This window comes from Streptomyces sp. DH12, assembly GCF_020873895.1.
Taxonomy (GTDB): Bacteria; Actinomycetota; Actinomycetes; order Streptomycetales; family Streptomycetaceae; genus Streptomyces.
Genome location: NZ_JAHWGT010000028.1, coordinates 76581 through 91788, shown reverse-complemented (window position 1 = coordinate 91788; position 15208 = coordinate 76581). Strand labels below are relative to the sequence as shown.

Sequence of the window (15208 nt, the reverse complement as noted above, 5' to 3'; positions counted from 1 at the left end):
TGCCGCGGCGCCTTCCGGCGTCGTGGCGGGACGAGTTCCGGCGTCGTGGCGGCCCGGCCAGGGCAGTGGCAGGGTCAGCGCGTGCGGGCGGCGGCGGCGCCCGGGGCGGGAGCCCCGGGGCGGTGGTCCCGGGTGTCGGCCATACCGGGGCGGGCGGTGCCGTGGCTGCGACCACCGCCCGCCCCGGAGCGTGTCACGCCGACGGCATGAGCGCGGACCGCTCGTGCCCGCAGGCGTCGTCGGTCCCGTACGAGCCCCAGGAGGGGAACGGGTCGCTCGTGGGAGGGCTCTCGCCCTCGGCCATCAGGCAGTCCGCCAGCGCCGCCTCGAGGGCTTCGGGCCGCAGGCCGGTGCCGATGAAGACCAGTTCCTGGCCCTGGGCGTCGTCGCGGACGCCGGAGGGCTCGAAGCGGGCCACGGAACCCGCCTGCGACCACAGGCCGGTGATCCCCGGGCGGCTGGCGAGCCAGAAGAAGCCCTTGGAGCGCAGGACCTGCCCGAAGGATCCGCTGTCGAGCCGCTCCGTCACGAAGTCGAACAGCCGCTCGGGGTGGAAGGGCCGGGCGGAGCGGAAGACCAGGCTGGAGATCCCGTACTCCTCGGTCTCCGGCACGTGGTCGCCGTTGAGCTCCATGACCCAGCCCGGCGCCTCCTGGGCGCGCTCCAGGTCGAACAGACCGGTTCCCAGGACCCGGTCGAGCGGCACCCGCCCGTGGACGGCGGTCACCACCCGGGCGGCCGGGTTGAGCCGGCTCAGGGCGGCGCGCAGCCGGAGGGCGTCGGCCGGTTCGACGAGGTCGAGCTTGTTGAGCACGATGACGTCGGCGAACTCGATCTGGTCCACCAGCAGGTCGCTGACCGTCCGCTCGTCCTCCTCGTACTGGTCCAGCCCCCGTTCCGCCAGGGCGTCGCCGCCGGTGAGTTCGGGCAGGAAGTTCGCCGCGTCCACCACGGTGACCATGGTGTCCAGCCGGGCCAGATCGCCGAGGGTCGCGCCGTCGTCCCGGGGGAAGGCGAAGGTCGCCGCGACGGGCATGGGCTCGGAGATGCCGCTCGACTCGATGAGCAGGTGGTCGAAGCGGCCTTCGCGGGCCAGCCGGTCGACTTCCTCCAGCAGGTCGTCGCGGAGGGTGCAGCAGATGCAGCCGTTGGTCATCTCGACCAGGCGCTCCTCGGTACGCGACAGGGCGGCCTCGCCGCCGCGCACCAGCGTCGCGTCGATGTTGATCTCGCTCATGTCATTCACGATCACCGCGACCCGCAGCCCGTCGCGGTTGCGGAGGACGTGGTTGAGGAGCGTGGTCTTGCCGGCGCCGAGGAACCCCGACAGCACGGTGACCGGCAGTCGGCGGTCGGTGGCGGCCATCGCGTTCACCCCTCGGGACGCAGAAGGCCGCGTTCGTACGCCTTCACCAGACGCTGCGGCACCCGGTGGACGGAACCGTCCACCGTGACCGGCACCAGCTGGGGCGTCACGGCCTTCCACTGGGCCCGGCGGTGACGCGTGTTGCTGCGGGACATCTTGCGCTTCGGAACAGCCATGACCGACCTCCTGGGTGACGGGGACGGCCGCCACGTTATATGAAAACGGTTCCCATTACCAAAGTCGGGGGGCGGCGGTCGCGAATCCTCAGCCGCAGCACTCGCAGCCGGGGCGGCAGCCGCACGCCTCCTCCCCGACGTCCGGAGCGAGCGGGGAGGCGGCGGGGGCGCAGCACCCTTCGCCGCGCCACGCGTCACGGCCCTCCTTGACGGCGAGGGCGGCGATGGCGAGGGCGGCGGCGGGGTCCGCCCAGGACCACCCGAGGGCGGCGTTGAGGACGAGGCCGACCAGGAGGACGGCGGACAAGTAGGTGCACAGCATGGTCTGGCGGGAGTCGGCGACCGCGGACGCGGAGCCGAGCGCGCGCCCCGCCCTGCGCTGGGCGGCGGACAGGAACGGCATGACCGCGAGGGAGAGCGCGGCGAGGACGATGCCGGGCACGGAGTGCTCCGCCTCGCCGCCGCCCACCAGCGCCCGGACGGCGTCGACGCTCACGTAGGCGGCGAGCGCGAAGAACGAGACGGCGATGACGCGCAGCGCGGCCCGCTCGCGCGCCTCGCGCACCGCGTGGTCGCGGGCGGAGAACTGCCAGGCGACCGCGGCGGCGGAGGAGACCTCGACGATCGAGTCGAGTCCGAAGCCGATCAGGGCGGCGGAGGACGCGAGGGTGCCGGCGGTGAGGGCGACGGCCGCCTCGACGACGTTGTAGGCGATGGTCGCGGCGACCAGCAGCCGTATCCGGCGGGCGAGCACCTCGCGCCGGGCCGGGGAGGGGCGAAGGGGCGGCACTGTCTCGGCGGCCATCGTCAGCAGCATCCCTTCTCGTCGGCTTCCGGGCAGGTGCGGCCGGTCTCCACCGCGACCACGGCGGCGCGCAGGTCGTCCAGCGCGTGGCCGAGGCGCTCGTCGGCGAGTTCGTAGCGGGTGCGGCGGCCGTCGGGGACGGCGACGACCAGGCCGCAGTCGCGCAGGCACGCGAGGTGGTTGGACAGCCGGGTCCGCGGGACGCCGAGGGCGTCCGCCAGCTCGGCCGGGTAGGCGGGGGCCCCGCGCAACGCGAGCAGGACGCGGCAGCGGAGGGGGTCGGCGAGCGCGCGGCCGAAGCGGGCCAGCACATGGACGTCGGAAGCGAGGATCAGCACGGCGAGAGAGTACAGGAGTGCCTGAATTCAGGATGCCCTGAATCGAAGCGCGCCACCCCCGGCCATCTCGACCCGCGCGACCGCCCCGCCGGACGCGACCGGCCCGCGGCTGCCCGGTGACCGGCAGCCGGACCATCGGCCGCCGTCACGCGACTTTCTGACGGACTCTCGGGTTTTCGCGCCCCTTCGGGACGCCCTCCCCTTATGCTTCTACATGCGTGTAGAGACAACGCGCGGTGGCGCGGCTTCCGGCTGCCCACCATCCATCCGTACCCGTGGGAGGGCTGTCATGGCGACGATCGATCTGGACAAGGTGCTGGACAAGGCATGGGCGGACAAGCCCCTGACGGAGGTCCTCGCCGCACCGGTCGCCGCCCTGAAGGGCGTGTCCGACCGGGACGGGGAACTCCTCAAGGAGGCGTTCGGGATCACGTCCGTGGCCGACCTCGCCGACCTCAAGTACGTCCGCTGGGCGCAGGCCCTGGCCGCGCTCGAAGCGGCCAAGTGACCACCGGGCCGCGGTCCCGCCCGGACGGGGCCGCGGCCCCCACACGAGAACCACACGCATGACGAAGGAGTGGACGCCACGATGGTGTTCAAACGGCTGCTCGGCTCCATCGGCGTCGGCGGCCCCGCCGTGGACACGGTCCTCGCCCCCGGGGCGACGCTCCCCGGCGGGAGCCTCGCCGGCGAGGTCCACCTCAAGGGCGGCGGCGCCGACTTCGACGTCGAGCACGTCAGCCTGGAGCTGGTGGCCCGCGTCGAGGCCGAGACGGAGGACGCCGAGCACGAGGGCACCGTCGCCTTCGAGCGGTACACGGTGGCAGCGGGCTTCCGCCTCGCCGCGGGGGAACAGCGCACCATCCCCTTCTCCGTGACGCTCCCGTGGGAGACACCCGTCACGGAGCTCCACGGGCAGCCGCTGGGCGTGGTCCTGGGTGTGCGTACCGAACTCGGGGTGGCGGGCGCCAGGGACAAGGGCGACCTGGACCCCCTGACGGTGAGGCCGTTGCCGGCCCAGGAGGCGATCCTGGAGGCGTTCGGGCAGCTGGGCTTCGGCTTCGCGTCGGCCGACCTGGAGTACGGGCACATCGGCGGCACGGGCCAGCAGCTCCCGTTCCACCAGGAGATCGGGATCACCCCGTCGCCGCAGTACGCGCACGCGGTGGAGGAGATCGAGGTGACCTTTCTCGCCGCGCCGGGCGGCATGGAGGTGGTCCTGGAGGCGGACAAGCGCGGCGGGGCCTTCGCCGGCGGTCACGACGCGCTCACCCGCTTCACTGTCGCCCACGACAGCGTGACCCACACCGACTGGAACACCGAGGTGGACAGCTGGGTGCGCCGGCTCGTCGAGCACCGCGTCCCGCCGGGCGGCGGCGCGCCGTACGGGCACGGCGACGCCCTCCCGCACGGACCCGGTCACGGCCACGGTCACGACCACGGCCACGGCGGCCACCGCGGCGGTCCGGGCGTGGGCACCGCGGTGGCGGCCGGGGCGGCCGGGCTGGCCGTCGGCGTGGTCGGCGGCATGGTCGCGGCCGAAGTCGTCGACGAGGTCGGCGACTTCTTCGAGGGCGAGGAGGACGAGGGGGACGAGGGCTGATGCCCGCCTCGCACCCCTGATAGCTTCTACATCAATGTAGAAGAAGTGGTGGTCCGGACCGGCCCCCCGTCCGGCCCGGACCACCCCCACACACGAACGGAGTCCTCATGGCCCTGTGGGACCGCATCAAGGAGTCCGCATCGACGATGCAGACCCAGCTCACCGCGAAGAAGCACGACCTCAAGAGCGGCGCCTTCCGCGACGCCTCCATGGCGATGTGCGCCCTGGTCGCCGCGGCCGACGGCACCATCGACCCGGCCGAGCGGCGCCGCGTCGCCGAACTGATCGCGGGCAACGAGGTGTTGCAGAACTTCCCGGCCGAGGACCTGCGGCGCCGTTTCGACGCCAACCTCGACAAGCTCACCGCCGACTTCGACTTCGGCAAGGTCAGCGTGCTCCAGGAGGTCGCCAAGGCGAAGAAGAAGCCCGCCGAGGCCCGCGCCGTCATCCAGATCGGCATCGTCATCGGCGGCGCCGACGGCGACTTCGACAAGACCGAGCAGGCCGTCGTACGGGAGGCCTGCTACGTGCTGGAGCTGCCGCCGCACGAGTTCGACCTCTGACCCACCGAGGCCCGGCCACGGGCCTCGCCACACGAGGGGCCTTCCTCCCCACCCCCGGGGGGAAGGCCCCTCGGCGTACGTCCGAAGGCGCCGGGGTGCGCGTCCGGCGGTGGTCAGAGCGGGGTCGCCGCCTTCAGGACGAAGAACAGCGTGACGGCGGAGTTCGCCGACGACAGCGCGGAGACCGTCGTGCCCGCCGCGGCGCCCCAGGCGGCCAGGCCCACGGTGGTGGAGGCGGGCGGCCAGATCCGCGCGGCGGGCGCCGGTGCCAGCAGCGCGGCCACCCGGCGCGGCACGGGCCCCGCCTCCGCGAAGCCCGCGAGCGTCGCGACGGGCGCACCACGGGTGACGAGGGCCGCCTTGCCGATGGCCCGGGCCACCAGGCGCCGGTTGCCGACCTCCTCGGCGGCGTCCTCGTCCGCCCAGCGTTCCGCGGTGTAGGTCACGGCGGTGCGCAGCGGCCGCAGGAACGGATTGGCCCGGGCGGCGAGCTGCACCACCAGCAGGAAGCGGTGGTGCCGGCCCGCCAGGTGGGCCCGCTCGTGCGCGAACAGGGCGCGCCGCTCGGACGCGTTGAGCCGGTCGAGCATCCCGGTGGTGACCACGACCCGGCCGCGCGGCCCCCCGGGGAGGGCGTACGCGTACGGCACCGCGTCCGGCAGCACGGCCACCGACCGGGGCGGCAGCGGGGCGAGGGCGCGCGCGGCCCGCCGGCGTACGCGGTGGTGGCGCCACGCCGTGCTCGCGCACGTCGCGGCCACGGCGAGCAGCGCGGGGATGGCCGCCTTGCCCGCGACCTCGTCGTACGGGAGTGCCGCCCGCACCTCGGGGTCGGACCAGCCGTCGGGGAGCGGGTTGCCGGGCAGTTGGGCGGTCCCCACCACCACGAGCAGCGCCAGACAGAGCGTGCTGCACACGGCCAGCACGCCGGCGACGCCCGCCAGCAGCCGGGTGGCCGCGCGCGGATGCAGATGCTGTTCGGCGAGCCGGGCGATCGGCCACGCGGTCAAGGGCAGGACGAGCGGCAGGAAGACGAAGACCCCCATGGCGGTCAGTCTTCCGCCTCGTCGGCCGCCTGGGCCAGCAGGTCGCGCAGCAGCTGCTCGTCGCCGGGCGTGAGGGCGGTCACGAAGCTCGCCAGGACGGCCTGCCGGTCCGCCTCGGCGTCCAGCACCTTCCGCATCCGCAGGGCGGCGAGCCCCGCCTCGTCCGCGGTGGGGGTCCACGCGAAGGACCGGCCGGCCCGCTCCCGGGCGACCGCGCCCTTGCCGTGCAGGCGCGTGAGAATGGTGATCACGGTGGTGTACGCGAGCCCGCCCCCGAGCCGCTCCTGCACCCACCCGGCGTTGACGGGGCCGGGCGCCTCCCGCAGCGCGGCCAGCACCTGCGCCTCCAGCTCGCCCTGGCCACGGCGGCGGGGCTGGTGCGGGGCACCGCCCTGGTTCCGGTCCGTCACGCCGTCTCCCTCCCGCTCCGCCGGCCCCGCACGCGCCGCGGGGAGGGTTCATCGTACTGGGGCGGGTGGGGCCGGGAGAGCCGCCGACGGCCGGTCCGGCCGTGAGCGTCCGCGGGCTCAGTCGAGTTCCGCGAACGCCTCCACGGCCTGCGTCCTGCCGGTGACGATGACGACGTCGCCGGTCTCGATGACGGTCTCGGCGGTCGCGTGGGTGAAGTCCTGGCCCGGCCGCTTGATGCCGACGACGGTCACGCCGTACTTGCCGCGCACCTGGCTCACGCCCAGCGGCACGCCCGTGGCGACCGTCGGGGCGACCGTCTTGATCAGGGCGTAGTCGTCGTCGAACTGGATGAAGTCGAGCATCCGGCCGGTGACCAGGTGCGCCACCCGCTCGCCCATCTCGTGCTCGGGCAGGACCACGTGGTGGACGCCGAGGCGTTCCAGGATCCTGCCGTGCTGCCGGCTGATCGCCTTCGCCCAGATGTTGGGCACCCCGGCGTCGAGGAGGTTGGAGGCGATGAGCATGCTCGCCTCGATGTCCGTGCCTATGCCGACGACGGCGCTGCTGAACTCGTGGACGCCGAGCTGGCGCAGCACCTCCGGGTCCGTGCAGTCGGCCACGACGGTGTGCGTGAGGGAATCGCTGTAGCGCTGGACGAGTTGCCGGTCGGTGTCGATGCCGAGGACGTCCCAGTCCCGGCGGGTCAGCTCGTGCGCCAGGGAGCTGCCGAACCGGCCCAGGCCGATGACGGCGACGCGCTGGTCCCGGGCGTCGGTGTCGGCGGTCTTCCGCCTCCGGCGCCGGCGCAGGGAGAACAGGTGATCACCCAATGACAGGTCGCTCCTCGGGTAGCTCGTAGCGGCGGGTCCGCTCGCGCAGGGCGAGCGCCGACACCAGGGTGACCGGACCGAGCCGGCCGACGAACATCAGCAGGATGACGATGAGCTCGCCCGACACCGGCAGGTGCGGGGTGAGGCCGGTCGACAGCCCGACCGTGCCGAAGGCCGACACGGCTTCGAACAGCACCGGCTCCATCGGCGCGTCCACCACGACCAGCAGGGCCAGGGTGGCGGCCATGACGAAGCCCACGCCGAGCAGGGCGACGGTGAGGGCCTGGCGCAGCGCGTGGGGGGCGAGGCGCCGCCCCATGATGGTGGAGTTGGGCTCGCCCCGGACCTCGGCGACCATGGCGGCGGCCAGGACGGCGAAGGTGCCGACCTTGATGCCGCCCGCCGTACCGGCGCTGCCGCCGCCGATGAACATCAGGGTGCACGTCATGAGGAGCGTGGACGCCTCCATCGCGCCGACGTCGACGGCGTTGAAGCCGGCGGTCCGGGTCATCGCCGAGTGGAAGAAGCCGTTCAGCAGCTTGTCGCCCCAGTGCAGCGGCCCGAGCGTGCCGGGGTTGCCCCACTCCAGCAGGCACGTCAAGGCGGTGCCGATGACCAGCAGCGCCGCCGTCGTCAGGACGGTCAGCTTGGTGTGCAGCGACCAGCCGCGTCGGCCGGTCGTGCGGTACCGCTTCCGGTGGCGCAGCACCTCGAGCAGCACCGGGAAGCCGATGCCGCCGAGGATCACGGCGGCCGAGACGGGCAGCGTCACCCAGGGGTCGGTGGCGTACCGGGTGAGGCTGTCGGCGTGCAGGCCGAAGCCTGCGTTGTTGAACGCCGAGACGGCGTGGAAGACGGCGGAGTAGGCGGCGTCCGGGACGGACTGGCCGTAGCCGAACCGGAAGCGCAGGGCGAGGCACGCCGCGACCGCGAGTTCCACGGCGAGGGTGGTGCCGGCGACTCCGAGCAGGACCCGCCGCACGTCGCCGATGCCGAGGCTCTTCGTCTCGGCCTGCGCGGTGAGCTGCAACCGCAGGCGCATCCGCCCCGACACGAGCAGCGCCAGCAGCGACGCCAGCGCCATGATGCCGAAACCGCCGACCTGGATCAGCGCCAGGATGACGCCCTGCCCGAAGCCGCTCCAGTACGTCCCGGTGTCGACCACGGCCAGGCCCGTGACGCAGACCGCGGAGGTGGCGGTGAACAGGGCGGTGACGACGCCGGTCGCACCGCTCTCCGCCGAGGAGACCGGCAGGGCGAGCAGCAGGGTGCCGCCCAGGATCACGGCCGCGAAGGCGACGACGACGGTACGGGCGGGGTGTGCGGCGAACACCGACTGCCACGCCCGCGTCGCTCGCCCCGCCACTGTCCAGCCTTCTTCGTACGATCCGGTCCCGCCACGGCCGGCACGGGTCACCGGCGGCCTGCGGCGCCAGCCACCCTACCCGCGAGGAAGGGGGCCTCAGGGGTTCGCCCGGCCGGCCGGGGCGGCGGACGGGCCCGGTGGTCGGCCGACACTTGGGGGGCTCTTCGGGAGCGGGCAGGCGGAGCCGGGACCGGGAGCCCGGAGGCGGGGCTTTCCTGCCGGATTCCGGCAGTTTCCGGTGGGGCGCCGGGTCCGCATCAAGGATCCGTCAAGGTCACGCGGGGGGCGTCCGCGGCCCGTCCGGCGGCGTCGCGGCGCCGGACCCGCGGGCGGCGGGGGCGGCGGCGCGGCGGGCGTAGGCGCGGGCGGCGCGGGCGCGGTCGCCGCAGCGGACCGAGCACCAGTGGCGGCGGCCGTGGCGGAGGAGGAAGCGGTCGCAGGGGGTGGAGCCGCAGACGGTGAGGCGGTCGGCGTCGGGGCCGGTGAGCAGGTCGGCGGTGTCGGCGGCGAGGACGGCGAGGGCGTGTTCGACGATCTGCGCGACCGGGTGGGCCGCCTCGCGGTACAGGCCGCGGTCCGCGTCCCAGCGGAGCAGGGAGGCGGCGGGGGCCCGGGTGAGCGCGTCGTTGAGGGCGGTGAGCGCCCGGGCGGGGGCGGGCATGCCGGCGGTGTGGGCCGCGAGGAGGGCGCGGACGTGGTCGCGCAGGGCCCGCAGCAGGGAGGCGCACAGCTCCTGCATGCCGGTGTCGACCGGGGCGAGGCTCCGGTCGACGAGCCAGCGTTCGGCGTCGCCGGGGGTGCCGAGGAGGTCGAGGCTCCGGCCGCCGGGCAGGGTGACGGCGCTGTTGGCGAGGTCGAGTGCGGGGTACTGCTCGGCGCCGGGCGCGGGCGGCAACGGGTCGGCGGTCACGGTCTCCTCCATGGTTCTCATGGTACGGCTTGCGCTCATCCGTGAGAAGCGCCTACCTTGCTCACGGATACACCTCCTACCATCCGTGAGGTTTTCGATGTCTGCTGCGACGAGTCCCACCGGCGAGCCGTTCCCCGTCCGCGTCCTGGGCGGTCCGACCGCCCTGTTCGAGTACGGCGGCCTGCGCTTCCTCACCGACCCGACGTTCGACGCCCCCGGCGAGTACGCGACGCCGGGCGGCCCGCGCCTGGTGAAGACGGCGCCCGCCGCCGCCGTCCCCGCCGACCTGGGCCGCGTCGACGTGGTCCTGCTCTCCCACGACGAGCACCCCGACAACCTCGACACCTCCGGCCGGGCCCTGCTCGCCGACGTGCCGCTGACCCTCACCACCCCCGGCGGCGGGGAGCGCCTGGGCGACGGGGCGCGGGGCCTGGCCGACTGGGAGTCGGTCGAGCTGGCACGGCCCGACGGCGGGACCGTGACCGTCACCGGGGTGCCCGCCCTCCACGGCCCCGGGGAGCGGGAGGAGGTCGAGGCGCTCACCGGGCAGGTCGTCGGCTTCGTCCTCACCGGGGAGGGGCTGCCGACGGTCTACGTCAGCGGTGACAACGCCTCCCTCGACCTGGTGAAGGAGGTCGCGGCCAGGTTCGCCCCCGTCGACACGGCCGTCCTCTTCGCGGGGGCCCCGCGCTTCCCCGTCGTCTTCGGCGGCGAACCCATCGTGCTGGACAGCGCGCAGGTCGCCGAGGCCGCCGCCGTCCTCGGCGCCCGCCGGGTGGTGCCGGTCCACTACGACAGCTGGGCGCACTTCACCGAGGGCCGCGACGAGCTGGTCGCGGCGTTCACCGCCGCCGGGCTGGCCGACCGCCTGGACCTCGGCATCCGCGGCTGACACACCCCGGCCCCGGCCCCGGTCGCGTACGGCGGCGCGGCCGGGGCCGGGGCCGGGGCCGTAGCGCGGAGGCGCCCCGGCGCGGCGGACCGCCGGTGGCGGACGCTCAGTGCACACGGGCCCGACGGCGGACGGCGTGGCGCACGAGTGCGGCGTTGCCGTCCACCTCGCGGCCGTCCGGGTCGGTGAGGGTGTCCTCCAGGCCGATGCGCGTCTCCAGGCCGAGGGCGAGGGCGCGGTCCAGGACGGGCCAGGTGCATCCGCCCTCGCCGTGCAGGAGGACGGGTACGTCGAGCCCCGCCCCGGCCAGGAGGCGCAGGATGCCGTCGGCCTCGGCGAGCGCCCGGTCCGTGGGGAGGTCGATCATCTCCACGAGGATCCGGTGGCACGCGCCGGCGTGGGGGCTGTCGAGGAGGCGTACGGCGTCCGCCGGGGACCAGACGCCCGCCTCGACCCCGATGCCCAACTCCCCGAGGATCGCGGCCAGACGGTCGAAGCCCGGTTCTCCGAGGTTGAGCGACACGACGTCGGGGCGGTCCTCCGCGGCGGCCCACGCCGCCACGGCGGCCTCACGCGCCACGGTGTCCCCCTCGCACATCCACAGGCCGGTCGACACACCGACCTCCAGCCCCGGGCAGGCCCGGCGGACCTCCCGCACGGCGGTCGCGACGACCTCCGCGTCCAGCGTCTCCCCGCCGCGGCCGTCCCGGGGGTGCAGGTGGACACCGGAGGCGCCGGCGGCGCGGACGAGCTCCGCGTCCGCCGCCAGCCGCCGTGCCGTGAGGGGGACCGCGGGGTGGTCCCGCGCCGTACGCCGACCGTTCAGACACGCTTGGATCATCCTCCGATCGTGCCACGCCCCCGCCGCGCCGCTCTTCCGGGCGGCGGGTCACCGGGGCGGCGCCCGGTGACGGCCGGTCAGGCGAGCCACCCGCGGGCCGCGGCCCGTACGCCGGCCTGGAAGCGGCTGTTGGCGCCCAGGCGTCTGGTGAGGTCGCTGATGATCCGGCGGGTCGTGCGGACCGACAGGCCTATGTGGCGGGAGACGACCTCGTCCAGCTGGCCGGCGGCCATCAGCCGCAGGACGGTCCGTTCCAGGTCGCTGAGCTCCACGTGCGCGGTGCGGGAGGCGTCCATCGGGGTGGCCTGGTCCCAGTAGAGGTCGAAGAGGTGGTTGAGGAGGTTGAGCAGGGGCAGGTCCCGGACGACGACCGCGCCGCGCGCGGTGTTCTGCGCGTCCAGGGGGACGATGGCCGTTTTGCGGTCATAGATGAGGATGCGCGTGGGCAGAAGACTGGTCGTACGGACCTCGGCCCCCGCGTCGTGGATGTCCTTCAGATAGCGCAAGGTGGCGGAGTGCGAACGTGCGGAGTCGAGGAAGAGGCTGCGGAGGGCGACCCCGCGGCCGAGTAACTCCTTGTCCAGCGGCAGCGCGGCGCGGATGGCGTGCTCGCTCTGCGCACCGCCCGGGGCCATCGAGTCGACGCTGGTGGTGGCCAGTGCGGCCAGTTCGGTCAGTGTGGCGCGGACGGTCTCGACCCCCTGCAGCACCTCCACCTGCCCGGCGTCGGAGCGCAGGCGCCGGGCGTCCAGGTAGTCGGCCGTGAGCGCGGTGAGTGCCTCACGGCGTTGGGCGACGTCGAGGCGCCGCCGTTCCAGCTGTCTCTCCTCCTCGCCCAGCAGGGCGTCCGCGGCGGCGTGGGGGCTGCGCGCGACCCAGGTCCCGTCGTCGACCTGTTCCAGCAGGCGCAGCTCGGTCAGCCGCTGCCTGCGCCGGCACACCTCCTCGGGTGCCACCCCCAACCGCCGGGCCAGTTCGGCCTCGCCGTTCTCCGGTCGTTGGATCTCGGCCCGGTAGAGCTCCACATCCACGCGATCCAGTCGGATGGTCATGCCTTTCCCCTGTCCAGTAGTGGTCAGGCCACTTCCTGTCACACGAAGCTGAGCATGCCCCAGGCGTATACGGATAGCCGTCTGCTTGCCCGGACCGATGTGTGATGAAGGGGAACTAGATGGAACGGTCAACGGCCGCGTGGACCCTTGCGGCGGTGGCGGCTGGAGTGGTCCTGGTCGCCTCCCCGGCGCCCGCGGCGGCGCAGTCGCCGGAGTCGACGCCGACGGTCGTCCGCCACGGCAACATATGGGACTTCGTCCCGCTGCGTGAGGGCTGAGGCGTGCGGACTGACATCGTGGTGCAGGACGTCGCGTCCTTCCGGATCGATCCCGCGATCCTGGTCCGCCCGCACCGCCGCACCTGGCTGATCACCAGCCCGGGGCAGCACCAGAAGCTCCTGAAGCGGGGCCGCGCCGACGTCTTCACGAAGACGGCCGTACTGGAGGAGTTCACCGCCGACTCCCTCGCGGCGTGCGTGGAGCAGATGCGCGCCGACCTGCCCGGGTCGGACCGCGACGACGTGGCCCTGCTGTGCCACGACGAGTACTCCCTCGGCGTCGTCGCCGAGGTGCGCGCACGGCTGGGGCTGGCGGGCGACGGGCCCGAGCGGCTCGCGCCGTTCACGGACAAGCTCGCCATGAAGGAGGCCCTGCGGTCGGCCGGCGTCGCCCTCCCGGCGCACCGCGAGTGGGACGCGGCCGCCTACCGCGCCGACCCCGACGGGTACGTCGCCGCACTCCAGGAGGGCCTGGGCTGGCCGATGTTCGTCAAGCCGCTGGACGAGTCCGGCAGCGTGGGCGCCCGGCGCCTGGACGACGCCGGGGAGCTGCGTGCGTGGGCCGAGGAGGCCGGGACCCGCCGGTACGAGGTCGACGAGTTCCTGCGGGGCACCCTGTACCACGTGGACACCGCCGTCCAGGACGGCGAGATCGTGCACGCGGAGGCCAACGCCTACCTCCACCCCTGCTACGAGTACGTCGACGGCCGGGTGTGCGCGAGCCACACCCTCCCGGACGACCACCCGGCCCGAGGTCCCCTGCTGGAGTTCAACCGCCGCGTCCTCGACGCCCTGTCCGACAAGCCCCGCGACGGCGCCTACCACCACGAGATCTACCAACGGCCCGACGGGAGCCTGGTGTTCCTGGAGATCGCCGCACGGGCCCCCGCCGCGCTCGTGCCGTCCACCAGCCGGATCCGCTGGGGCCTGGACATCGAGGAGGCGCACTTCCGCCTGCAGCGGGGCGAGGGCCTGCCCGGCAGCAGGGCCGAGGGGCCCCACGCGGCCTGGGTGTACTTCCCCAAGGCCGAGGGGCGCGTCTCCCGCCTGGACCGCGCGCGCCTGCGCAGTGACCACCACTGGCAGTGGAACGTGGAGGTCGGTCAGACGACCTCCGCCCCGCAGGACATCCGCGACTTCGCCGCGAGCGTCCTGCTCTGGAACGACGACTTCGACACGCTCCGCCGCGACCTGGAGGTCCTCGACTCCCACACCGCCGTGATCACCGACTGACCCGCGCGCCGCCGGCCACGGCAGGCCGCCGGGCCCGGCACGCCACGGGTCCGCGGGGCCGACACCCCGCGGCCCCGTCACCGCTGACGGTCCCCGCGCACCAGGCAGCCCGCCACCCCTGGCGACCGGCACCGCTGTCGGCCCGCCGGCGCGGCCGCCCCCGGCACAGTAAGGCGGCGCCGTGCGGCCGGCCGCGGGCCGACACCCGCAGCCGGCCGGGCGCCGCGGCACCGTACGCCGCGCGCCACCCGGCCGGGCACGCCCGTCGTCCCCCGGCCGGCAGGCAGCGGCGCCACCGCCCGGACGCGACCGCCCGCACGCCCGGCACCCGCCCGGCAGGCGGGACGCCGCGCCTTCACCTGCCCCACCGCCCCCGCGCACCCGCCCGCCGAGCGCGGGTGCCGACGCGGGTGCCGGTGCGGGCACCCCTGGCTCCACCCCGCACCCTCGGCCCCCCGGGGCCCCACACCCTCACGCCCTCATGGAAGGACGCACCATGCAGCAGATCGAGTACGACTTCGTCTTCACCGACGCCGAGCGTGACGCGCTGCGGGCGGTGCTCATCGACATCGCCACCAGCCCGTACAGCGACTTCGAGTCCTACATGTCCGACATGAGCCGCCTCCACCGCGACCAGCGGCTCGGCAGCAGGTTCACGGACTTCTGCGAGATGTCGATGCTGCGGGACTTCGCCGAGCGGCCGCTGGTCGTGATCGGCAACGCGCCGATCGACCTGGACCTGCCGAGGTTCGGCTCGACCGACCCGGTCCAGGAGAAGTACCGCCTGAAGAAGACGTTCGTGGCCGAGGGGTTCCTGGCCGCGTACGCCGTCCTCACGGGCACCGAGATCATCGGGCACCTCAGCGTCAACGGCGGTGACTTCTTCCACGACATCTACCCCAAGGAGTCGATGTTCGACACCCAGTCGCAGAAGACCCTCGGGACGCTCAAGTTCCACCGCGACTTCACCAACCACTTCGTCTCCCCGGACTTCGTCAACACGCTGACCCTCCGGGACACCCCCACCAACGAGGTGTACTCCACCTTCACGGTCACCGCCCACGCCCTGGAGGAGCTGAGCGACGCGGACCGCGAGATCCTGGCGCAGCGGCGCTTCCACACGCCCTACGACGACGTGTCCACCCGGGAGGGCAACCTGCTGGCGGGCCGGCGGGCGCAGGACCACGCGGTCCTCAGCGGGGACGAGGGCGCGCGGGTCTTCGAGGGGCGCACGCGCGGGCTGGACGAGGAGGCGCAGCAGGTCCTGGACCGGTTCGTCGCCGCGCTGCACGCCCGCAAGCGGATGCGCGTATCCAAGCCCGGTGACTCGGTCACCTTCTCCAACCGGCACGTGATCCACGGCCGCGAGGTGCACGCCATCCACGACGTCGAGGGGCTCAAGCAGCGGTGGCTGCTGAAGACCCACAACGTCTACACCCGCCAGGCGTTCGAGGAGTTCTTCCTCGGCGACCGCTACGGCGTCGTCAACGGCTGACCG

At 74.0% G+C, this 15208-nt stretch carries 18 protein-coding genes; 7 read left to right on the top strand and 11 right to left on the bottom strand.

Features of this window, described 5'->3' with window-relative positions; genetic code table 11:
- Nucleotides 1–193: 193 nt before the first annotated feature.
- The 4 genes from LPA54_RS23870 to LPA54_RS23855 all read right to left on the bottom strand — a co-directional run bounded on the left by LPA54_RS23870 (nucleotide 194) and on the right by LPA54_RS23855 (nucleotide 2685).
- Complete coding sequence (locus tag LPA54_RS23870; RefSeq protein WP_228981195.1) at nucleotides 194–1366, bottom strand: GTP-binding protein; 1173 nt, start codon at nucleotides 1364–1366, stop codon at nucleotides 194–196.
- Nucleotides 1367–1371: 5 nt separating this feature from the next.
- The gene (gene rpmF / locus LPA54_RS23865) at nucleotides 1372–1542 is read right to left on the bottom strand and encodes a 50S ribosomal protein L32 (protein WP_228981193.1); all 171 of its coding nucleotides are present in this window, start codon (nucleotides 1540–1542) and stop codon (nucleotides 1372–1374) included.
- Nucleotides 1543–1630: 88 nt separating this feature from the next.
- Nucleotides 1631–2347 carry a cation transporter gene (locus LPA54_RS23860; RefSeq protein ID WP_228981192.1) on the bottom strand — a complete coding sequence of 239 codons (717 nt, stop codon included), beginning with the start codon at nucleotides 2345–2347 and terminating at the stop codon, nucleotides 1631–1633.
- 2 nt (nucleotides 2348–2349) lie between these two features.
- Entirely contained in the window at nucleotides 2350–2685 is a 336-nt protein-coding gene (locus LPA54_RS23855) for a helix-turn-helix transcriptional regulator (protein WP_228981189.1), read from the bottom strand.
- 289 nt (nucleotides 2686–2974) lie between these two features.
- Here LPA54_RS23855 and LPA54_RS23850 point away from each other — a divergent pair, with 289 nt between their 5' ends.
- The 3 genes from LPA54_RS23850 (at nucleotide 2975) to LPA54_RS23840 (ending at nucleotide 4851) form a co-directional block, all read left to right on the top strand.
- Nucleotides 2975–3193, top strand: coding sequence for a hypothetical protein (locus tag LPA54_RS23850; protein ID WP_228981187.1), 219 nt, complete (start codon nucleotides 2975–2977; stop codon nucleotides 3191–3193).
- An 81-nt stretch (nucleotides 3194–3274) separates the two neighbouring features.
- Complete coding sequence (locus LPA54_RS23845) at nucleotides 3275–4288, top strand: sporulation protein (protein WP_228981186.1); 1014 nt, start codon at nucleotides 3275–3277, stop codon at nucleotides 4286–4288.
- A gap of 107 nt (nucleotides 4289–4395) precedes the next feature.
- Entirely contained in the window at nucleotides 4396–4851 is a 456-nt protein-coding gene (locus LPA54_RS23840; protein ID WP_228981183.1) for a tellurite resistance TerB family protein, read from the top strand.
- Between the two features lie 113 nt (nucleotides 4852–4964).
- Here the strand turns inward: LPA54_RS23840 and LPA54_RS23835 are convergent, their stop codons facing one another.
- The 5 genes from LPA54_RS23835 to LPA54_RS23815 form a co-directional block, all read right to left on the bottom strand.
- Nucleotides 4965–5897: a M56 family metallopeptidase gene (locus LPA54_RS23835; RefSeq protein WP_228981182.1), complete on the bottom strand. Its 933-nt coding sequence runs from the start codon at nucleotides 5895–5897 to the stop codon at nucleotides 4965–4967.
- A 5-nt stretch (nucleotides 5898–5902) separates the two neighbouring features.
- A complete protein-coding gene (locus tag LPA54_RS23830) occupies nucleotides 5903–6307 on the bottom strand; it encodes a BlaI/MecI/CopY family transcriptional regulator (RefSeq protein WP_228981179.1) in 405 nt (134 codons plus the stop codon).
- A 117-nt stretch (nucleotides 6308–6424) separates the two neighbouring features.
- Nucleotides 6425–7138, bottom strand: coding sequence for a TrkA family potassium uptake protein (locus LPA54_RS23825; RefSeq protein WP_228981178.1), 714 nt, complete (start codon nucleotides 7136–7138; stop codon nucleotides 6425–6427).
- Nucleotides 7131–8504 carry a TrkH family potassium uptake protein gene (locus LPA54_RS23820; protein ID WP_228981176.1) on the bottom strand — a complete coding sequence of 458 codons (1374 nt, stop codon included), beginning with the start codon at nucleotides 8502–8504 and terminating at the stop codon, nucleotides 7131–7133. Before LPA54_RS23820 ends, LPA54_RS23825 begins: the two co-directional genes overlap by 8 nt.
- A 274-nt stretch (nucleotides 8505–8778) precedes the next feature.
- Nucleotides 8779–9435 carry an ABATE domain-containing protein gene (locus tag LPA54_RS23815; RefSeq protein WP_228981199.1) on the bottom strand — a complete coding sequence of 219 codons (657 nt, stop codon included), beginning with the start codon at nucleotides 9433–9435 and terminating at the stop codon, nucleotides 8779–8781.
- Between the two features lie 76 nt (nucleotides 9436–9511).
- On the opposite strand from LPA54_RS23815, the gene LPA54_RS23810 reads away from it, so the two are divergent.
- Nucleotides 9512–10306 (top strand): MBL fold metallo-hydrolase, encoded by a 795-nt coding sequence (locus tag LPA54_RS23810; RefSeq protein WP_228981174.1) that lies wholly within the window; start codon nucleotides 9512–9514, stop codon nucleotides 10304–10306.
- Nucleotides 10307–10412: 106 nt separating this feature from the next.
- On the opposite strand, the gene LPA54_RS23805 is transcribed toward LPA54_RS23810, so the two are convergent.
- Both LPA54_RS23805 and LPA54_RS23800 read right to left on the bottom strand, forming a co-directional pair.
- Nucleotides 10413–11147 (bottom strand): 3-keto-5-aminohexanoate cleavage protein, encoded by a 735-nt coding sequence (locus tag LPA54_RS23805; RefSeq protein ID WP_228981169.1) that lies wholly within the window; start codon nucleotides 11145–11147, stop codon nucleotides 10413–10415.
- Nucleotides 11148–11224: 77 nt separating this feature from the next.
- Nucleotides 11225–12199: a LuxR C-terminal-related transcriptional regulator gene (locus LPA54_RS23800; protein ID WP_228981168.1), complete on the bottom strand. Its 975-nt coding sequence runs from the start codon at nucleotides 12197–12199 to the stop codon at nucleotides 11225–11227.
- 119 nt (nucleotides 12200–12318) lie between these two features.
- On the opposite strand from LPA54_RS23800, the gene LPA54_RS23795 reads away from it, so the two are divergent.
- The 3 genes from LPA54_RS23795 to LPA54_RS23785 all read left to right on the top strand — a co-directional run bounded on the left by LPA54_RS23795 (nucleotide 12319) and on the right by LPA54_RS23785 (nucleotide 15205).
- Entirely contained in the window at nucleotides 12319–12477 is a 159-nt protein-coding gene (locus tag LPA54_RS23795) for a hypothetical protein (RefSeq protein ID WP_228981167.1), read from the top strand.
- A gap of 3 nt (nucleotides 12478–12480) precedes the next feature.
- Nucleotides 12481–13710, top strand: coding sequence for an acetyl-CoA carboxylase biotin carboxylase subunit family protein (locus LPA54_RS23790; RefSeq protein ID WP_228981166.1), 1230 nt, complete (start codon nucleotides 12481–12483; stop codon nucleotides 13708–13710).
- A gap of 496 nt (nucleotides 13711–14206) precedes the next feature.
- Nucleotides 14207–15205 (top strand): TauD/TfdA family dioxygenase, encoded by a 999-nt coding sequence (locus tag LPA54_RS23785; RefSeq protein ID WP_228981164.1) that lies wholly within the window; start codon nucleotides 14207–14209, stop codon nucleotides 15203–15205.
- The last annotated feature ends 3 nt before the right edge of the window (nucleotides 15206–15208 follow it).

Excerpts from the sequence above, each read along its gene's own strand:
- LPA54_RS23810 (WP_228981174.1), top strand. The coding sequence starts at position 9,512 with ATGTCTGCTGCGACGAGTCCCACCGGCGAGCCGTTCCCCGTCCGCGTC.
- LPA54_RS23795 (WP_228981167.1), top strand. The coding sequence starts at position 12,319 with ATGGAACGGTCAACGGCCGCGTGGACCCTTGCGGCGGTGGCGGCTGGA.
- LPA54_RS23815 (WP_228981199.1), bottom strand. The coding sequence starts at position 9,435 with ATGAGAACCATGGAGGAGACCGTGACCGCCGACCCGTTGCCGCCCGCG.
- LPA54_RS23805 (WP_228981169.1), bottom strand. The coding sequence starts at position 11,147 with ATGATCCAAGCGTGTCTGAACGGTCGGCGTACGGCGCGGGACCACCCC.
- LPA54_RS23860 (WP_228981192.1), bottom strand. The coding sequence starts at position 2,347 with ATGGCCGCCGAGACAGTGCCGCCCCTTCGCCCCTCCCCGGCCCGGCGC.
- LPA54_RS23845 (WP_228981186.1), top strand. The coding sequence starts at position 3,275 with ATGGTGTTCAAACGGCTGCTCGGCTCCATCGGCGTCGGCGGCCCCGCC.
- rpmF (WP_228981193.1), bottom strand. The coding sequence starts at position 1,542 with ATGGCTGTTCCGAAGCGCAAGATGTCCCGCAGCAACACGCGTCACCGC.
- LPA54_RS23835 (WP_228981182.1), bottom strand. The coding sequence starts at position 5,897 with ATGGGGGTCTTCGTCTTCCTGCCGCTCGTCCTGCCCTTGACCGCGTGG.
- LPA54_RS23840 (WP_228981183.1), top strand. The coding sequence starts at position 4,396 with ATGGCCCTGTGGGACCGCATCAAGGAGTCCGCATCGACGATGCAGACC.
- LPA54_RS23850 (WP_228981187.1), top strand. The coding sequence starts at position 2,975 with ATGGCGACGATCGATCTGGACAAGGTGCTGGACAAGGCATGGGCGGAC.
- LPA54_RS23800 (WP_228981168.1), bottom strand. The coding sequence starts at position 12,199 with ATGACCATCCGACTGGATCGCGTGGATGTGGAGCTCTACCGGGCCGAG.
- LPA54_RS23785 (WP_228981164.1), top strand. The coding sequence starts at position 14,207 with ATGCAGCAGATCGAGTACGACTTCGTCTTCACCGACGCCGAGCGTGAC.
- LPA54_RS23870 (WP_228981195.1), bottom strand. The coding sequence starts at position 1,366 with ATGGCCGCCACCGACCGCCGACTGCCGGTCACCGTGCTGTCGGGGTTC.